The sequence below is a fragment of the Flaviflexus sp. genome, from assembly GCF_052087705.1.
Classification (GTDB): domain Bacteria; phylum Actinomycetota; class Actinomycetes; order Actinomycetales; family Actinomycetaceae; genus Flaviflexus; species Flaviflexus ciconiae.
In genome coordinates, this window is the sequence record NZ_JBQCYC010000014.1 from 1 (window position 1) to 16,443 (window position 16,443).

14 protein-coding genes and 1 tRNA gene are annotated in these 16,443 nt (G+C 59.6%); 3 read left to right on the forward strand and 12 right to left on the reverse strand.

Features of this window, described 5'->3' with window-relative positions:
* Nucleotides 1-135 precede the first annotated feature (135 nt).
* A complete protein-coding gene (locus ACTHUY_RS08135) occupies nt 136-387 on the reverse strand; it encodes a helix-turn-helix domain-containing protein (protein ID WP_441654674.1) in 252 nt (83 codons plus the stop codon).
* Nucleotides 388-466: 79 nt separating this feature from the next.
* Between ACTHUY_RS08135 and ACTHUY_RS08140 the strand changes: the two genes are divergently transcribed.
* On the forward strand, nt 467-823 hold the full coding sequence (locus tag ACTHUY_RS08140; protein WP_441654717.1) for a helix-turn-helix domain-containing protein: 357 nt from the start codon (nt 467-469) through the stop codon (nt 821-823).
* On the opposite strand, the gene ACTHUY_RS08145 is transcribed toward ACTHUY_RS08140, so the two are convergent.
* From ACTHUY_RS08145 to ACTHUY_RS08170, 6 genes are all read right to left on the reverse strand, one after another.
* Nucleotides 779-851, reverse strand: a tRNA-Thr gene (locus ACTHUY_RS08145). The two genes, ACTHUY_RS08140 and ACTHUY_RS08145, sit on opposite strands and share 45 nt — an antisense overlap.
* A 122-nt stretch (nt 852-973) precedes the next feature.
* On the reverse strand, nt 974-2,521 hold the full coding sequence (locus ACTHUY_RS08150) for an alpha/beta hydrolase (protein ID WP_441678410.1): 1,548 nt from the start codon (nt 2,519-2,521) through the stop codon (nt 974-976).
* Nucleotides 2,522-2,590: 69 nt separating this feature from the next.
* A complete protein-coding gene (locus ACTHUY_RS08155; protein ID WP_441654676.1) occupies nt 2,591-3,739 on the reverse strand; it encodes a DNA polymerase III subunit delta' in 1,149 nt (382 codons plus the stop codon).
* On the reverse strand, nt 3,723-4,328 hold the full coding sequence (tmk, locus tag ACTHUY_RS08160) for a dTMP kinase (protein WP_441678413.1): 606 nt from the start codon (nt 4,326-4,328) through the stop codon (nt 3,723-3,725). Before tmk ends, ACTHUY_RS08155 begins: the two co-directional genes overlap by 17 nt.
* Nucleotides 4,325-7,063 carry a type I DNA topoisomerase gene (gene topA / locus ACTHUY_RS08165; protein WP_126704540.1) on the reverse strand — a complete coding sequence of 913 codons (2,739 nt, stop codon included), beginning with the start codon at nt 7,061-7,063 and terminating at the stop codon, nt 4,325-4,327. Before topA ends, tmk begins: the two co-directional genes overlap by 4 nt.
* Nucleotides 7,064-7,164: 101 nt before the next feature.
* On the reverse strand, nt 7,165-8,622 hold the full coding sequence (locus ACTHUY_RS08170; protein ID WP_441654678.1) for a methyltransferase: 1,458 nt from the start codon (nt 8,620-8,622) through the stop codon (nt 7,165-7,167).
* A gap of 117 nt (nt 8,623-8,739) precedes the next feature.
* Between ACTHUY_RS08170 and ACTHUY_RS08175 the strand changes: the two genes are divergently transcribed.
* Complete coding sequence (locus ACTHUY_RS08175; RefSeq protein ID WP_441678415.1) at nt 8,740-10,152, forward strand: MFS transporter; 1,413 nt, start codon at nt 8,740-8,742, stop codon at nt 10,150-10,152.
* A 116-nt stretch (nt 10,153-10,268) separates the two neighbouring features.
* Here ACTHUY_RS08175 and ACTHUY_RS08180 read toward each other — a convergent pair whose 3' ends face one another.
* Complete coding sequence (locus tag ACTHUY_RS08180) at nt 10,269-10,997, reverse strand: anaerobic ribonucleoside-triphosphate reductase activating protein (protein ID WP_441654680.1); 729 nt, start codon at nt 10,995-10,997, stop codon at nt 10,269-10,271.
* The gene (locus ACTHUY_RS08185) at nt 10,994-12,853 is read right to left on the reverse strand and encodes a ribonucleoside triphosphate reductase (protein ID WP_441654681.1); all 1,860 of its coding nucleotides are present in this window, start codon (nt 12,851-12,853) and stop codon (nt 10,994-10,996) included. Before ACTHUY_RS08185 ends, ACTHUY_RS08180 begins: the two co-directional genes overlap by 4 nt.
* A 182-nt stretch (nt 12,854-13,035) precedes the next feature.
* Here ACTHUY_RS08185 and ACTHUY_RS08190 point away from each other — a divergent pair, with 182 nt between their 5' ends.
* Nucleotides 13,036-15,399, forward strand: a complete 2,364-nt coding sequence (locus tag ACTHUY_RS08190) for a DEAD/DEAH box helicase (RefSeq protein WP_441654682.1) — start codon at nt 13,036-13,038, stop codon at nt 15,397-15,399.
* Here ACTHUY_RS08190 and ACTHUY_RS08195 read toward each other — a convergent pair.
* The 3 genes from ACTHUY_RS08195 to ACTHUY_RS08205 are packed head-to-tail and all read right to left on the reverse strand — an operon-like array spanning nt 15,396 to nt 16,412.
* Nucleotides 15,396-15,758, reverse strand: a complete 363-nt coding sequence (locus ACTHUY_RS08195) for an Rv3654c family TadE-like protein (protein WP_441654683.1) — start codon at nt 15,756-15,758, stop codon at nt 15,396-15,398. The two genes, ACTHUY_RS08190 and ACTHUY_RS08195, sit on opposite strands and share 4 nt — an antisense overlap.
* Nucleotides 15,755-16,150, reverse strand: coding sequence for a TadE family type IV pilus minor pilin (locus tag ACTHUY_RS08200; protein WP_126704535.1), 396 nt, complete (start codon nt 16,148-16,150; stop codon nt 15,755-15,757). The genes ACTHUY_RS08195 and ACTHUY_RS08200 overlap by 4 nt, the downstream gene beginning before the upstream one ends.
* A gap of 46 nt (nt 16,151-16,196) precedes the next feature.
* Nucleotides 16,197-16,412 (reverse strand): DUF4244 domain-containing protein, encoded by a 216-nt coding sequence (locus tag ACTHUY_RS08205; RefSeq protein WP_441654684.1) that lies wholly within the window; start codon nt 16,410-16,412, stop codon nt 16,197-16,199.
* Nucleotides 16,413-16,443: the final 31 nt, after the last annotated feature.

Consider the following 16,443-nt stretch of genomic DNA (forward strand, 5'->3'; position numbering starts at 1 on the left):
ATAGTCTCCTGCGACGGCCAGCAATACCCCTCATCATTCGCGTTATCAGCCAAGGCCAGTAGCACCATCGACTCACGCAACGGCAACTCAGCCAGTCCCCACGCCCACGTCATCGCTTTAATACTCATCGCACAGTCACCCCTCGGCCTGCCAATCCCGATCAAACAAAACATCAGAATCAGGGGAATCAGCCGTAGCCGGAATCGGAGTTATCAGCTCCTCAAGATCCGATTGGCGAAACAAGACCCGTCCGTTCGGCAACCGAACATGGGCAACCTTGCCCTCACGCGCCCAGCGCAGGAAGGTTCGCTCAGATGCGACACCCGTAAATTCCGCCGCTTCCTTCGGAACCATAAAAATATAGCCATCCGAGTTTCGTATGTTCATAAGCTGAACATATCCGCCACACCCGCAATCGTCAACCGATATTCTTGACGGATTTCGTATGAACAGGCACTATCTTTATATGACTGCAATTACCGAACGGGCATACACGGTCTCCCAGTGCATTGGCGTAACTGTCAACCAGTATCTTTTCGATGCAGGCATGACGAAGACATCCTTGGCACAAGCCCTCGGAGTCTCCCAACCAAATATTTCAACGCGTATTCATGGACGCGCTGACTGGAGCGCAGAAGATCTCTTGGTAACCGCCGAAACACTGGGCATTACAATCGCTGACCTAGTACCCACTCGGGGCGAGGATGGCGGATGGATCCCGGCCCCATTTAAGCCCGGATACGCAAATCCCCCCGCCGAAGCGGGGGGAGAAAATGCGAGCCGCCTGAGAGAATCGAACTCTCGACCTATTCATTACGAGTGAATCGCTCTACCGACTGAGCTAAGGCGGCGCTGGGTTATCAGCAAGCCGAGCTTACCCAAGCCCGGAGCTCGATTTCAAATACTCAGCTATGGCGCTAAACACGATTGCGCCCCGGTGGGTGAACCGGGGCGCTGGATCGTAGTTGACGGACTAGTTGGCAGGGCAGATCAATCCGTCTTCGGGGATTGTCCCATCGACGAAGTAGTTGTCCACTGCATCATCAATACAGGAGCCAGCCGTGCCGTATGCGACGTGCCCCTCCCCTTCCCAGGTCAGGAGGATGCCGTTGTCGAGTTGCTCAGCCAGGCTGACTGCAGCCTCGTATGGGGTTGCCGGGTCGCCGACGGTTCCGATGACAATAATCTCGGAGGAGCCTTCCGCTAAGAACGGTCCAGGGACCTCATCGGCCGTGTGCGGCCATTCGTTGCAGAAGACATCTCCACCCTCAAAGTAGGGAGCGAATGTCGGAGCATCTTCGTGGAGTCGAGCATCGTTTTCCGCAACGGCTTCTTCATCAACACCGGCGGGGTAGTCAATGCAGTTGATCGCCCAACGCGCTTCCAGGGAGTTGTCCATAAACTCACCGGACATGGTGTCACGTCCGATCATGAGGTCATTAAATGACAGAAGGAGACTCCCGTCGCCCCGCTCGATTGCCATGCTCAGAGCTTCCGTGAGGTAGGGCCAGGGCTCTTCGGCATAGAGAGTGGTGGCGATACCGGTGTAGTAGATTCCCGGGGTCACGGAGCGGTCATCAATCATCGTGGGAAGTGGGTTTTCGAGGCTGTCCTCAATCTGTTCCTGGAGGAACTCCTTGGCCTCGTCAGCCGTGTCGCCTTCCAGCGGGCAGTCCCCGTCCTCCAGGCAGTATTCGACGTAGGCCGTCAGCGCCTTTTCGAAGCCGACCGCCTGGAAGTAGCTGGAGTCAAGGGAGGGAATCGCGGGGTCAACGGCTCCGTCAAGAACCATGCGTCCCACGTTGTCGGGGAAGAGCTCGGCGTACTGGCCACCAAGATGGGTGCCGTAGGAGAAGCCGAAGTAGTCGAGCTTGTTCTCTCCAAGTGCCGCCCTCATGACATCCATGTCCCTGGCAGCGTCGATCGTTGACACGTGCTCGAGGAGGTCACCCGAGGTATCGACACAGGACTGTACGATTTCTTTCGTGTCTTCAAGCGACTCCGCAGAGCCTTCGTCAGTGTCCGGGTAGCTCGCATCGAGCACGAGGCCAAGCTCATCATCGGGCATGCAGTCAACCGGTGCCGAGTCGCCGACTCCGCGGGGATCAAAGCCAATGATGTCGTAATTCTCGATAATGGGATCATTGAAATAGAAAGTCGCGCTCTCCGCCACATCCTTACCAGAGCTTCCAGGGCCACCGGGGTTAACGAACAGCGAGCCTTGAGCTTCGCCTGTCGCGTTTGCCTTCAGGACAGAGATCTCGATCGTTTCACCATCGGGATCGTCATAGTCGAGGGGAACCGTGATTTCGGTGCATTCCGAGTTGATTGTTCCGGATTCCTCGCAAGCCTCCCACGTCACCTCCTGTTCGTAGAAGGCTTCGAGACCCTCGGGAATCGGGGCAGTTGACTCCCCGGGGTCTCTAGACCCATCAGAGGAGAGCTCTTCACCGGGCACAGATGATGAGCAGGCACCGAGGAAGAGGAACAGAGAACCGAGGGCGGCGATAGAGCGTTTCACGCCTTCAGACTAGACCAGATACCTGCCTGTCCTCGACGGCGGAAGACTGTCTGGGGATTGATCCCCCGGTCAGCGCCTCATCGCCATCATCATCGCTTCGATAGCGAGCAGCGGTGCAACGTTGGCTCCGATGCGTTCACGAGCCAGCGAGATTTCATCCATGATCGCAATCGTTTTGTCAGCCGTCATCGATCCCGCGATGTCTTCGATCTCCTTCTCGAAATCAACATTCACAAGATCGGTACCAGCCTCCAGCTGTACGACAAGGACGTCCCGGTAGAGAGATAGCAGATCGATGAGAGCGCGGTCGTGAGCGTCGCGAATCCGTCGTGTTTCTCGCTTCTTGTGCTCGGACTCCAGTTGCTTAAAGTGGCTTCTCATCGCTGGCGGAATGGTTTCATCGGGTGCCAGGCCCAGGGTCCTGCGGAGTTCCGCAATTTCGCGGTCCGCACGATTCTCACCTTCAGCCTCCGCTTGGACCTTCGAGCGGTCGATGAGTGCCTGCGCAGCTAGGGCCGCATGCCCTGCCGTCCTAATCCCGTAGGCGCCACGAAGATTCTCTCGTCTGCGCTCGCCCGCACCGGGGTCTTTCGCAAGGGCTTTCGCGGCCCCCACGTGGGACTGAGCTGCTTTCGCGGCGATTAGGGCGGCGTCAGGATCAATGCCGTCACGGCGCACCAGCAGGTCTGCAACTTTTTCCGCCGCGGGGATCACGAGATTTAGCCCCCGACATCTTGACCTAATTGTTGTCAGCACATCGCTGGGCGATGGTGTGCACAGAATCCACACGGTACGGGGCGGCGGCTCTTCAATTGCCTTGAGGAGAACATTTGTTGTTCTCTCAACCATGCGGTCGGCCTCTTTGATGATCATGACTCGCCACGCGCCAACCGTCGGTGTTGACTGTGCGTGGGAAACGAGTTCACGTACCGATGCGACGGTGATGGTCGTTGCTTCTGTGGCCAGAATTTCAACATCCGGATGGGAATCGGACATGACTGTCCGACATCCCGAGCACTCACCGCACCCCACTGGCTCGCCGGTGCACTGGAGAGCAGCGGCGAAGGCCTTAGCGGCGGTTGATCGTCCCGAACCGGGGGGCCCGGTGATCAACCAGGAGTGCGTCATTCCCGCGCTACCGGTGCGGGCAGCCGTAGCGGCTCGAGTCAGCACTTCGATTGCCGCTTCCTGCCCTGCAAGGTCATCGAAGACGGTCATAGGCCGTTCCGATGTCTGCGGAGATCTCCTCGGGCGTCCTGCTTGCATCAACGACGACGAACCGGTCTGGCTCTTTGGCGGCAAGGTCGAGGAAGGTCTGGCGGACCTCCGCATGGAATGCGTCGCCTGCGGATTCGAGCCGGTCCTTTTCGGCTCCTACGCGCTGTGCACCAATGACGGGATCAAGGTCAAGAAGGATCGTCATGTCCGGGACAAGGTCCTCCACGGCCCACCGGTTGAGTTTCGTGATCGTATCGATGCCGAGTCCGCGGGCACCGCCCTGGTATGCGATCGAGGAGTCCATGAAGCGATCGGTGATCACGGTGGCGTTCCGCTCGAGGGCGGGGCGAACAACCGTTGCCATGTGGTGCGCACGGTCGGCCGAATAGAGGAGAGCTTCCGTCCGAGGGGACAGATCTTCGCCGTGAAGCAGTGCCTGGCGGATCTTCAGCCCCAGGTCGGTACCTCCCGGCTCGCGGGTGACAACAACGTCGCCGCCTGCCTGCCGGATTCGTTCTGCTAGCTTCCGAATCTGGGTGGATTTCCCGGATCCGTCACCGCCTTCAAAGGAGATGAAGCGGCCGGTCACGACCCGCTCTCCTCCGTGGCCTTCTTCGCAGGAGCCCTGCGAGTTGTGGTCTTCTTCGCCGCAGGCTTCCGCGTCGTTGTCGTCTTTTTTGCCGCGGTGGTCTTCTTGGCGGGTGCCTTACGAGTGCTCTTCTTTGGCGGATCATTCTTGAGCTTCTCGCGCCTCATTTCGAGTAGCTCGAATGCTCGCTCAGGCGAGATCGTCTCGATGTTGTCCGCTACTCGCAGTGATGCGTTGATCTCACCATCGGTGACGTAGTGACCAAAGCGACCGTTCTTAAGAACAACGGGCTTCTTCGAGATCGGGTCTTCGCCGAACTCCTTGAGCGGAGCGGCGGCAGCGGCGCGTCCGCGCCTCTTCGGCTGAGCAAAAATCGCCTCGGCCTCTTCAACGGTGATCTTGAGGAGTTGCTCCTCGGTTTCGAGGCTCCGGGAGTCGCTTCCCTTCTTCAGGTAGGGACCGAACTTTCCGTTGTGGGCGGTAATCATCGTGCCCTCGGCGTCGGGTCCGACGTCGCGGGGAAGCGACAGGAGCTCAACTGCCTGGTCAAGAGAGATCGTGCTGAGATCCATGTTCTTAAACAGGGATGCGGTCTTCGGCTTCGCTGTCTTCGGGCTGTCCTCCGGGAGGACCTCGGAGACGTAGGGGCCGAAACGGCCGTTCTTCGCGACAATCTCCTTGCCGGTATCGGGGTGGACGCCAAGGATCCGGCCGTCATCCTTGCCCTTCTCCAGGAGCTCCTTCGCTTTCTCAAGCGTGAGCTCATCCGGGGTGAGTTCAACCGGAACGTTCGCGCGGAGCGGGTCGCCGTCTTCAATGGCCTTCTCGATGTAGGGGCCGTACTTGCCGACTCGCAAATCGACACCTTCACCGAGGCTCATCGTATTCAGGGCTCGAGCATCGATTTCGCCGAGGTTCTCGACCTCGTGCTGAAGACCCTTATGGTCGTCATCGCCGTGGTAGAAGGATTCCAGGTAGGCAACGCGATCGGTCTTGCCGCTCGCGATCCAGTCGAGTGAATTCTCCATCTGGGCCGTAAAGTCGTAGTCAACATACCCGGGGAGGTTCTCCTCGAGAAGACGGATGACGGAGAAGGCAATCCACGTGGGCACCATGGCCTGTCCGCGGCGCTCCACGTATCCGCGATCGGTAATAACCGAGATCGTCGAGGCGTAGGTCGAGGGGCGACCAATGCCAAGCTCCTCAAGCTTTCGGACGAGCGAAGCATCCGTAAAGCGGGGCGGCGGGGTCGTTTCGTGACCCTCGGCAACCGCACCGGGATCGACAACGTCAACAATGTCGCCCTCGGACAGCTCCGGCAGGCGGGACTCTCCGTCCTTCTCCTCATACCGGGACTTGTCTTTACCTTCCTCGTACACGGCAAGGTAGCCGGGGAAGGTAACGACCGTGCCGGAGGCCGAGAGGCCGGCCTTCGAGAAGCCCGCTGCCTGCACTTCCGTGCTCATCTGTACCGACGATGTCAGGAGGTTTGCATCCGACATCTGCGACGCTAGGGTGCGCTTCCAAATAAGCTCGTATAGCTTGTACTGCATGCCGGACAGGGCGGACTTCACCTGGTCCGGGCTACGGAACTTATCGCCCGCCGGACGGATTGCTTCGTGGGCCTCTTGGGCGCCCTTCGCCTTCTTCGAGTAGAAGCGGGGCTTTTCCGGGATGTAGGAGTCACCGTAGCGTTCCTTCACCTGGGACCGTGCCGCAGAAACCGCTTCCTTCGATAGGTCGACGGAGTCGGTACGCATGTAGGTAATGAAACCGTTCTCGTATAGTTGCTGGGCCTGGCTCATGGTTTGACGGGAGTTGAGCCCAAGCTTGCGAGAGGCTTCCTGCTGAAGCGTCGATGTGGTGAACGGCGGAGACGGGCGTCTCTTCGAGGGCTTCGACTCGACCTTGAGCACACCGATATGTGCACCCGTCAGGGCTTCCGCGAGCGCCTTCGCACTCTCTTCGTCGAGGACTGCTACGTCCTTGCGGATTGCGGCAGGGTTGAGTTTGCCATCGTCACCGAAGTCGCGGCCCTGAGCAACGGGACGATCGTCGACGCTGGTGAGTCGTGCCTTAAATGTCTCTTCGGCGCCCTCTTCACCGCCGTGGACTTTGACGGCCACGGACCAGTAGTTGGACGACACAAACGCCATGCGTTCGCGTTCGCGCTCAACGACGAGGCGGGTGGCGACGGACTGTACGCGGCCCGCGGAGAGGCCGGGACCGATCTTCCGCCAGAGGACCGGCGAGACCTCGTAGCCGTAGAGCCGGTCAAGGATTCGGCGGGACTCTTGTGCGTCGACGAGCTGCGTGTCGATCTCGCGGGTGTTCTCGAGGGCCCGGTCAATTGCTTCGCGGGTGATTTCGTGGAACACCATGCGCTTGACCGGAACTTTCGGGTTGAGGACCTGCAGGAGGTGCCAGGCGATTGCCTCGCCCTCCCGGTCCTCATCCGTTGCGAGATAGAGTTCGTCGGCGTCTTTCAGGAGCTTCTTCAGCTCTGTGACTGTCTTCTTCTTGTTCGCGTCAACAATGTAGTAAGGGTCGAATCCGTCTTCCGTGTTGACGGCGAAGCGCCCGTAAGGCCCCTTCTTCATGTCAGCAGGAAGTTCCCGTGGCTCCGCTAGGTCCCGGATGTGGCCGACTGATGCTTCGACCACAAATTCCGAGCCAAGATAGGCCGCAATGGTCCGGGCCTTGGCTGGAGACTCCACGATGACAAGCTTGGTCACTGAACTTCCTTCGGTTGATGGATCCGGCGAGGGACTAGGCACAATATATAAGGAGTAGCACCCCGTTGTTCAACTCGCCGCTCGCACTCGGGCTCACGATATCACCCGCCAAGGACGAGGGCGCCAGCTCCAATCAACTCTCTCACGGCCGGTAGAACAGCTTCCGTCATCTCGTCTTCGGGGACGGACAGGAGCTGCGCAAGTGCCGCAATGATCTGTCCCGCGGTCAATTCCCCATCGCTTGCTCCCAGGAATCCTGCAACTTCTGCACTGATGGGAATCTCCCGACCGTGGGCGGTGATGGAGATGTGCCAAGGGTCGGGTTGGCCCGGCGTGTGGAGCCGCGTCTCGAGAACAGCCTTCGAAACCAGGCGCATGGCAAGCAACTCCTGATCGGAGGCTCCCGCCAGCTCAAGCCCCGCCCATGTCGAATCAACAAAAGTGTCGGCAATCGGCCCGCGATAGTCTTCGAGGCGCTGCGGCCCATCCTCTGCCGCGATCGTCAGGTAGCCGAAGGCGATTGAGGTGTCCTTGGCGGACTCTCCGAGCCAAACGCAGTAGGCAGAATCGTAGGCAGAGCCGGTTAACTGGCTTTCCCGCAACCACATCTCGGCGTATTGGGCTGGGTCAATAGCGTCTCGAAGGACTACCCAGGCCTTCTGGTCTCCCAGCCATTCCTCAACCGGTTGCTTCCACGCTTCGCCGAAACTTCCGCTTGTCACATCCGCTGCGACCTGCCAGTTGCCGAGCATCCAGGCTATTCCGTCTTCGGTGAGGTGATCCGTGGTGCCGGCGACTGCTTCCTGCAGGAGCGAATCACCTTCCACGCCGCCGTCCCGATATTCGAAGGTCCCGATCATGGCGCGGACCTTGGCGGGCGTAATAACGAAGGGCGGGTTGGAGACGATCCGGTCGAATCGTTCGGGGGCTGGCTCGTAGAGGGATCCGAGACGGGTCTCCACCTCGAGCCCCGCGAGGCTGGCGTTGAGCTTCGTGAACGCTAGCGCCCGCTCCGAGACATCGGTGGCAACGACCTTGGCGCCCGCCTTGGCGGCAAGAAGCGCGTGATAGCCACACCCGGTTCCCAGGTCGAGAACTGTCTGACCCGCCTCGAAGGAGGTCAGGCTGGCAAGGGTCTTTGTTGCCCCGCCCACCGGCATGACGTGATCCGTACTGGGAGCCTTGCCTTGGAGAGGGCCGAGGTCGGAGGCGATAAGGAGTTCCCCTCCGCCGTGCCGATCATCAACCGGGACGGGACGGATAGCAATGCAGGATCGGATTGAGTCAGTGACGAGGCCAGCTTCGATGGCTTCCTCGAGCGGGATTGAGGGGAGCACCTGCTCATACTCTTCCAAGCTGAGCCTCCCACCGAGCATGAACAGGGCGGCAACGAGTGCCGTGCGGCTGGGATTGCGATCCACGGAACAGATTCCAGGGAGGCGTTGCTCTCTCGCAATGCCGGCCATGCCAACCGGGCCGAGGGCCGTTGCGACCGCCGATTCTGTGTAACCAGCAAGATCCTCGCAGAGCCGATCAACCAATTCTAGGAGTTTCAACACGTTCACCATCCCTAAACTTGACACTTTCTTGAAACTAACTGGAATGTTATCTGAAATTCTGTCTAACCCAACGCCCGTTCTGCTCTTCTGTCCGATACGGGACTATGGTGTGAAGTTGTGACCGCTGATTCCACGCTCGCACCGAAGGACCGTAACAAAGTCCTCGTTGTCCTGCTTTCTTCGCTATTCATGGCGCTCGTCGCCGTGTCGATCATCAACGTTGCCCTCCCTTCGATTGAGAAGGGGCTCGACGCTTCTTCGACGGGACTTCAGTGGGTGCTGTCCGGCTACTCCCTAACTTTTGGAATCGTTCTCGTTGCCGCCGGACGAGCTGGCGACCTCCTCGGCCGCGAGCGTCTGTTTATTGCTGGCGTGGCCGTGTTCGGCATCTTTTCCCTCCTCGCGGCCCTCGCGCCAACAATTCTTGTTCTCGACATTTCCCGCGCCTTCATGGGAATTGGTGCAGGCCTCATGAACCCTCAAACCACCGGGATCATTCAGCAACACTATCGGGGGCCGGAGAGGGCGCGTGCCTTCGGCATGTTCGGCGCAGTTGTTGGTGTTGCCGTTGCTATTGGACCGGTTCTCGGCGGCACGATTATCAATATCTTCCCCGAAGGGGTGGGGTGGCGGTGGACAATGGGAATCAACGTTCCCCTGTCGATCATCTCCATTATTCTCGCCCTTATGTGGCTACCGAAGACGCCTCGCGCTCAGGCCGTGAAGCACGATCTCGATCCGGTTGGTGCGCTACTGCTCGGTGCGGCTGTCCTCTTGTTCATGCTTCCGTTCATGATGGCATCCGACAATCGCGCCACCTGGTGGTTCGCTCCAGTTGGTGTCGTCCTCGGGATTGCCTGGCTTGCCTGGGAACAGCACTACCGTTATTCGGGGCGTTCCCCCATGGTTAATCTGTCCCTCTTCCGTATTCGCACCTTCACGCTGGGCTCGGCGATGATCACGGTCTTCTTCGCTGGTACCACAACCATCTGGGTCCTTATCGCGCAGTTTGTCCAGAACGGCGCCGGCGAGTCTGCGCTGGTTGCGGGAATGGTTGGCTTACCGTCAGCGGTGGTTTCGATCTACACCTCCTATATCGGAGGAAAGCTGGTCGTGAAGCACGGCCGTTGGCTCGTTGTCACTGGCCTGCTTCTGAACATTACGGGTCTCTGCCTCGCGGTGTGGGCGGCCTTTGCGATTGTTAATGGAGCGCCCGTCTGGGTCCTCTCCCTCGCCGTGCTCCCGATCGGGTTCGGGGCCGGCTGGATCACTTCACCAAACCAGACGCTAACGCTTCGGGAGGTTCCCACAAACCACGGCGGGACCGCGGGTGGGATCATGCAGACCGGTCAGCGCATCGGCACGTCAGTGGGCACGGCAGCCGTCACCGGCCTCTACTTCAGCCACATCTCATCCGGACACGATGTTGCGTTCCTCTGGGGTTACTCCCTCATTACGCTTTTCATGGTTCTTGCCCTCTGCATTGCACTCATCGACGCCGTCAAGGGCAGGGGCCAGAACACCGTCTGAACCGTGGTTCGATTCCAGCTTCAACCAGGGAATTGACCTTCCCGCAACGCCAGATGGCAGGGCCGGTTGCACACTTTCAAACAACAGCCCGCAGCCGGCCCAGCCAACACCTACTCCTAGGCCGCCCTGATTTCCACCGAGTTGAATCCGGCGGTCGTTGCCAGCTCAGCAAGGCCGGCAAATTCTTTTGACCATTCCTTTAGATCCCACGCTTGCGCCTCCCGTTGGAAGGTTTCCGAAGTACCAATTGCGCGTGCCTCTTGGAGAGCAAAGGACGTCACTCCCTTTTCCTTCAGCCGACTAAGGAGCTCCGGGAATTGCACAGCTGCGGGGGAACCCGGGTGGACGGTTGTCCTGATCTCGTAGTCAACTCCCGATTCTAGGACTATGTCGAGGCACTTCCAGGATCTGGCGCCCTGGTCGTAGCCGACAACGCTCCTGTAGTCATCAACAAGGGCCTTAATGTCGAGACCCACCCAGTCAATCCGGTCAATGAACCGTTCAAGCCTGGACGGATATGGGCCTGCAGTGTGGACGCCGACAAGGAAGCCTCGCGCCTTGACGTCGTCAATGGCGTGGCCAAGCACCTCTTGACGCAGGGCTTCCCCTCCGGTGAAAACAACGCCGTCAAGCAACCCTCGCCTGTTATCCAGATGCTTCACGACATCACCCCAGTGAACAACTCCCGGCGTTTTCGGGTCCAGTATTTCCGTGTTCTGGCAGTAGCCGCACGCCCAGGGGCAGCCCTGCAGGAATACGGTGGAGACGAGTTTGCCGGGCCAGTCGACCGTCGATAGCGGAACGTGGCCCGCTATCGACAGGTCGGTGGCAACGGAGACGCTCATCGGCTCGTAGCCTCAACCGGAGCGCGGCTGCCGATCTTGTTCTCGGTCAGCATGAGCCGCTCGGCGTATTCCCCCTTCTTTCCGATGTTGAACGACTTCACGGGACGGAAGTAGCCCATGACGCGCGTCCACACTTCACACTCCACGGGTTCTGCACCCGGATTCTCTGCCGCACACCGGTCGCAGGTGAAGTGCTCACCGGCAAGATAGCCGTGGGTGGGGCAGATCGAGAAGGTGGGCGTAATCGTCAGGTAGGGCAGGCGGAACTTCGTGAGGGCCCGCCTCACAAGCTGCTTGCACGCCTCGCCCGAACTCATCTTCTCGTTCATATACAGGTGAAGGACCGTACCACCCGTGTATTTCTTCTGAAGATCGTCCTGAAGCATGAGCTCCTCGAACGCATCATCCGTGTAACCGACGGGTAGCTGAGATGAGTTCGTGTAATACGGGTTGGCCTCGGTTCCTGCCCGGAGGATCGTCGGGAAGCGCTTACCATCCTCCTTTGCAAACCGGTATGTGGCACCTTCGGCGGGGGTGGCCTCCAGGTTGTACAGGTTACCGGTCTGCTCCTGGTAGGAAATAAGTCGCTCATTGACGTGGTCGAGTATCCGCAGGCACATGTCCGTGCCCCATTCGTCTGAAAGATCATGCTCATCGAGGGTGAAGTTGCGGACCATCTCATTCATGCCATTCACGCCAATAGTGGAGAAGTGGTTGTTGAGGTGACCGAGCCACCGCTTCGAAAACGGGTACAGCCCGTCATCCATGAGTCCCTGAACGGCAACCCGCTTGGCCTCCAGCGTGTCGCGACCCAGGTCCATGAGCTCATCCAAGCGCGCAAGGAGCCCCTCTTCATCATTGGCATAGAGGTAGCCAAGCCTTGCCATGTTAACCGTGACGACGCCGATTGAACCGGTCAGCTCGGCTGAACCAAACAGCCCGTTACCACGCTTGAGAAGTTCCCTCATGTCAAGTTGGAGGCGGCAGCACATCGAACGGATCATGCCGGGGTCCAGGTCCGAGTTGATGAAGTTCTGGAAGTAGGGAAGCCCGTACTTCGCCGTCATCTCAAACATCCGGTTGGCGTTCTCGGTATCCCAATCGAAGTCGGGCGTGATGTTGTAAGTGGGGATCGGGAAGGTAAAGACCCGCCCATCGGCATCCCCCTCGATCATGACCTCGATGTAGGCACGATTGATCATCGCCATTTCCTCAGCCAGGTCACCGTAGGTGAAGTCGCAAATTTCTTCGCCAATCATCGGCTGGTTATCGGCAATGTCCTCGGGGCAGGTCCAGTCGAACGTCAGGTTCGTGAACGGGCACTGGCTCCCCCACCGGGACGGCACGTTGAGGTTAAAGATCAGTTCCTGCATGCACTGCTTCACCTGGTCGAACGTCATCGAATCCAGGCGCACGAATGGCGCCATGTACGTGTCGAACGACGAGAATGCCTGGGCGCCCGCCCACTCGTTCTGCAGTGTGCCCAGGAAGTTCACGATCTGACCGCAGGCCGATGAGAAGTGTTTCGGCGGCTTCGAAGCGATAGCTCCCGGAACTCCGTTGAAGCCCTGCTCTATCAGCTGGCGGAGCGACCATCCTGCGCAGTAGCCCGACAGCATGTCGAGATCGTGAATGTGAATGTCTCCGTCGCGGTGCGCGGCCGCAGCCGCTTCTGAATACACCTCGGTTAGCCAATAGTTGGCCACCACCTTGCCCGAGGTGTTGAGGATCATCCCTCCCAGCGAATAATCCTGATTGGCGTTGGCGTTAACGCGCCAATCCGAACGGTCAAGGTACTCATTGATGGTCGATACCGGGTCGACGCTGACGGGCTTTCTGTTCATTTCTTCCTCCATGTCAATCGCTCCGCGTTAAGCGCGAACAGTCCCCAAGGTATGCCCCAAACACTAGGACTTGTGGCGACACGCCGAACCACCACTACATCTTGTGCCTGGTCGCGAATCTTACCGATTACATTCTCAGATGAGTTCGCGAGGTGCTCGGGTCGATTGCCCGGCACAGGGACTACATTTGCCCCATGACCATCTGGAAGGCGATCCTCGACGGCTTTGCTGCCGATCAGATCGCCGGTACCCTCTTCACCCCCGCCCGCGAAGGCACTCGCGCACCGTGGCCAAGCTGGGTGCACGAAGCCATCCCCGCTGGCCTTGCCTCCCTTGGCGTACCGTCGCCATGGAGGCATCAGGTCGACGGCATGGAATCCATCCACGCTGGCCACCACACCGTGATTGCAACCGGAACCGGCTCGGGTAAGTCGCTGACCGCGTGGGCACCGCTCCTGTCGCACATCCTTTCGCACAGGGAGGCTACCCGGCTCTCCGAGATCCGTAAGAAACCAACGGTCCTCTATCTGGCTCCCACGAAAGCACTCGCGGCAGATCAACTCGACAGCCTCACGCACCTTGTTTCCGTCACGGGAGACAGCATCAAACCTGCAACAGTTGATGGCGATACACCCTCCGAGGTGCGGCGATGGGCAAGAGCCCACGCCAACATCATCCTGACGAATCCGGACTTCGCACACTTTTCGATGTTGGCTGGCCACGAGCGGTGGCCCCGTCTGTGGGGAGGTCTTACCGCCATCGTCATCGACGAGTTCCACACCTATCGCGGAATGACAGGAGCGCAAGTTGCACTTGTGGTCCGCAGGATGCTTCGCATGGCACGGCACTACGGGGCTAACCCGACAGTCATATTCTTGTCTGCAACTGCGGCAAACCCGGGTGATACCGCCGCGCGCTTTCTCGGCGTTGAAGCCAACCAAATATCGGTTATCGACGAAGACACGTCGTCCCACAGCGCATCGAACCTCGTGATTGCCCGGGGGCGGGCCATTCCCCAAAGGTCCGATCAGTCCCTGAACGAGGACAGCATCGTAGTCGTCGACCAAGAAGAACAACCGGTGCGGCGCTCCGCGCTCAAGGAAGCCGCACAGGCGGCCTCCCGCGCCGTTGCGGCCGGCGCCTCGACGCTCGTGTTCAGCCGTTCCCGGGCGGGTGCGGAAACGATCAGCCAGCTGGTTCGCGAGGATCTTGCCGATCACGGATCTCCCTATAAGGATCGGGTCGCCGCATATCGCGGCGGCTACCTGCCAGAAGAACGCCGAGAACTCGAGGAAGGTCTCCGTAGCGGAGACATTCGAGCACTTGCCACGACGAATGCGCTCGAGCTCGGCATCGATATCTCGGGCCTCGACACGGTTGTCATGTCCGGGTGGCCGGGCACGCATGCTTCGTTCCGGCAGCAGATGGGCCGAGCGGGCAGGGCTTCCCAGGATGGGATTGCCGTTCTTATTGCGCGCGACGATCCTCTCGACCAGTACTTGGCCGAGAACGTTGCCGGGCTCCTTGAACAACCTGTCGAAGCTCAGGTCTTTGACCCGAGCAATCCGTACATTCTTTCGGGGCACGTGTGCGCCGCAGCTTCCGAGCTTCCGCTGACCGCCGACGACGCTCAGATCTTCGGATTCCAGACAACGGAACACTTCGATGAGCTCGTTGAAGCTGGACTGCTCACCTACCGAAGCGGGGCATGGCGCTGGAATGTGGCTCTCGGAGCCTCCGCGCACGAACTCGTTGACATTCGGGGCGGGGGAAGCGAGATTTCGATCATCGAGGGCTCCACGGGTTCGCTTCTCGGCACGGTATCGGCCGGTCAGGCAGACACCACTGTCCACCCCCAGGCTGTCTACATTCATCAGGGCTCTCCTTTCATTGTTGAGTCGCTCGACGCCGAACGAGCAATAGTTGAGCCTTATCGGGACGAGGAAATCCGTACGTTTGCCGTTGCGGAGACGGCCGTGGAAATCGTTGAGACCAAGCACGAGGTTCCCCTTAGGGATGGCGTCCTCGCATTCGGCGATGTGCTTGTCGCTTCTCGCGTGACGGGTTACGACACGAGGCGGAGCCGGGACGGTCTTTATCTCGGCCGGTCTCCGCTGGAGATGCCGTTGCGGGAGCTACCTACCCAGGCCTGCTGGTGGACGATCTCGGACGTGCGGTGTGCCGAACTCAAGCTGACTCCCGATATCCTGCCCGGTGCACTGCACGGCTTGGAGCACGCCGCAATCGGGCTGCTTCCACTTTTTGCCACCTGCGACCGGTGGGACATTGGCGGACTGTCGACCGCACTTCACGTGCAGACCGGGAATCCAACGATCATCATTCACGATGCGTCTCCGGGAGGTTCGGGGTGTGCGGAACGAGGTTTCCATGCAGCGAGGCCCTGGCTCGAGGCGACGGTAAGCCGCCTCGAGTCCTGCCCCTGCCGGGACGGGTGCCCCTCATGCATTCAGTCCCCGAAGTGTGGAAACGGAAACTCCCCGCTATCCAAGGTCGGTGCACTGATTCTCGGGCGAGCGATCGTGTCCGGCATGAGCTAGCGTGGCCCGGCCTCGGCCTCTCCCGTCATTGCCGTTCCACCGAGGATTCCCAGCCGCACTTCCGCCTGTGTGGACACGACAATCCGGTCGTTCGTAACCGTGCACGAGACCAGCTCAGCATCCCGCACCACCTCGCTTGCCACGACACAGGGGTCTCCAGTTTCGAACGGGTCATGGAGAACCTGAGCCGCAGCTAGTGCCGCAAAGTCCGCCGCACCATCCGCCCGCTGTTTTGCGTCGAAGGCGGCGGACAGCCAGCCGAGGAAGATGGCCACTGATGCAAGCACGGCGATCACGCCGAGCGATAGCACGGTGCCCGATCCTCGCTCTGGATCGTCACATCCTGGCTTCTTACTCATCGTTCGGCCTCCGCGAGCGCAGTCATGGACGACTCGGCTGTGAGGTCAAGGATCGACCAGGGGCCACCGACCGGCGCACTGACGGTTACGGTCAATGTTCTGCCGTGTTGACGGACGGTATATGACGCATCGTCACCGGCCCGATCCGCGACAAGTTCGGCAACCTCGCGGTCGCTCATCTCCATCGCGTATGCGCGGGCAGCTTCTCTTGCAGCATCGGTGACCCTCAGCTGACCTACGAGCGATACGCCAAGGCTGGCGACGAGGAAGAGGACGGCGATGACAACGGGAATTGTCATGGCCAGTTCGGCTGTGACCATTCCACGCTCGCTGTCATCTTGGTTATTCCGTTCGTCTTCCGAATCTTCCAGGGTTGGTTTTGTGATTGTCATGGTGACCTCCCGGGCCGGCCCCGAAGGGCCGGCCCGCGTTCGCTTCCTAGAAGAAGTTGAAGATGGCCTGGAAGATGTTTTCGATGGCTTCCTTGACCCAGGGCTGGTCCAAAATCCAGACGAGGAGTCCAGCAAAGGATGTGGCCGCCACCGTTCCGATGGCATATTCCGCAGTTGCCATGCCGGCTTCCGGGTCCTCCAGTGAGGCTGTCAGCTCGGTGTTTTCTTCGATGTTCTCAGCGTTCATGACTGTCCCTTTCATAGATATTGCTTTCCTTGTATCTGTGCCCGGT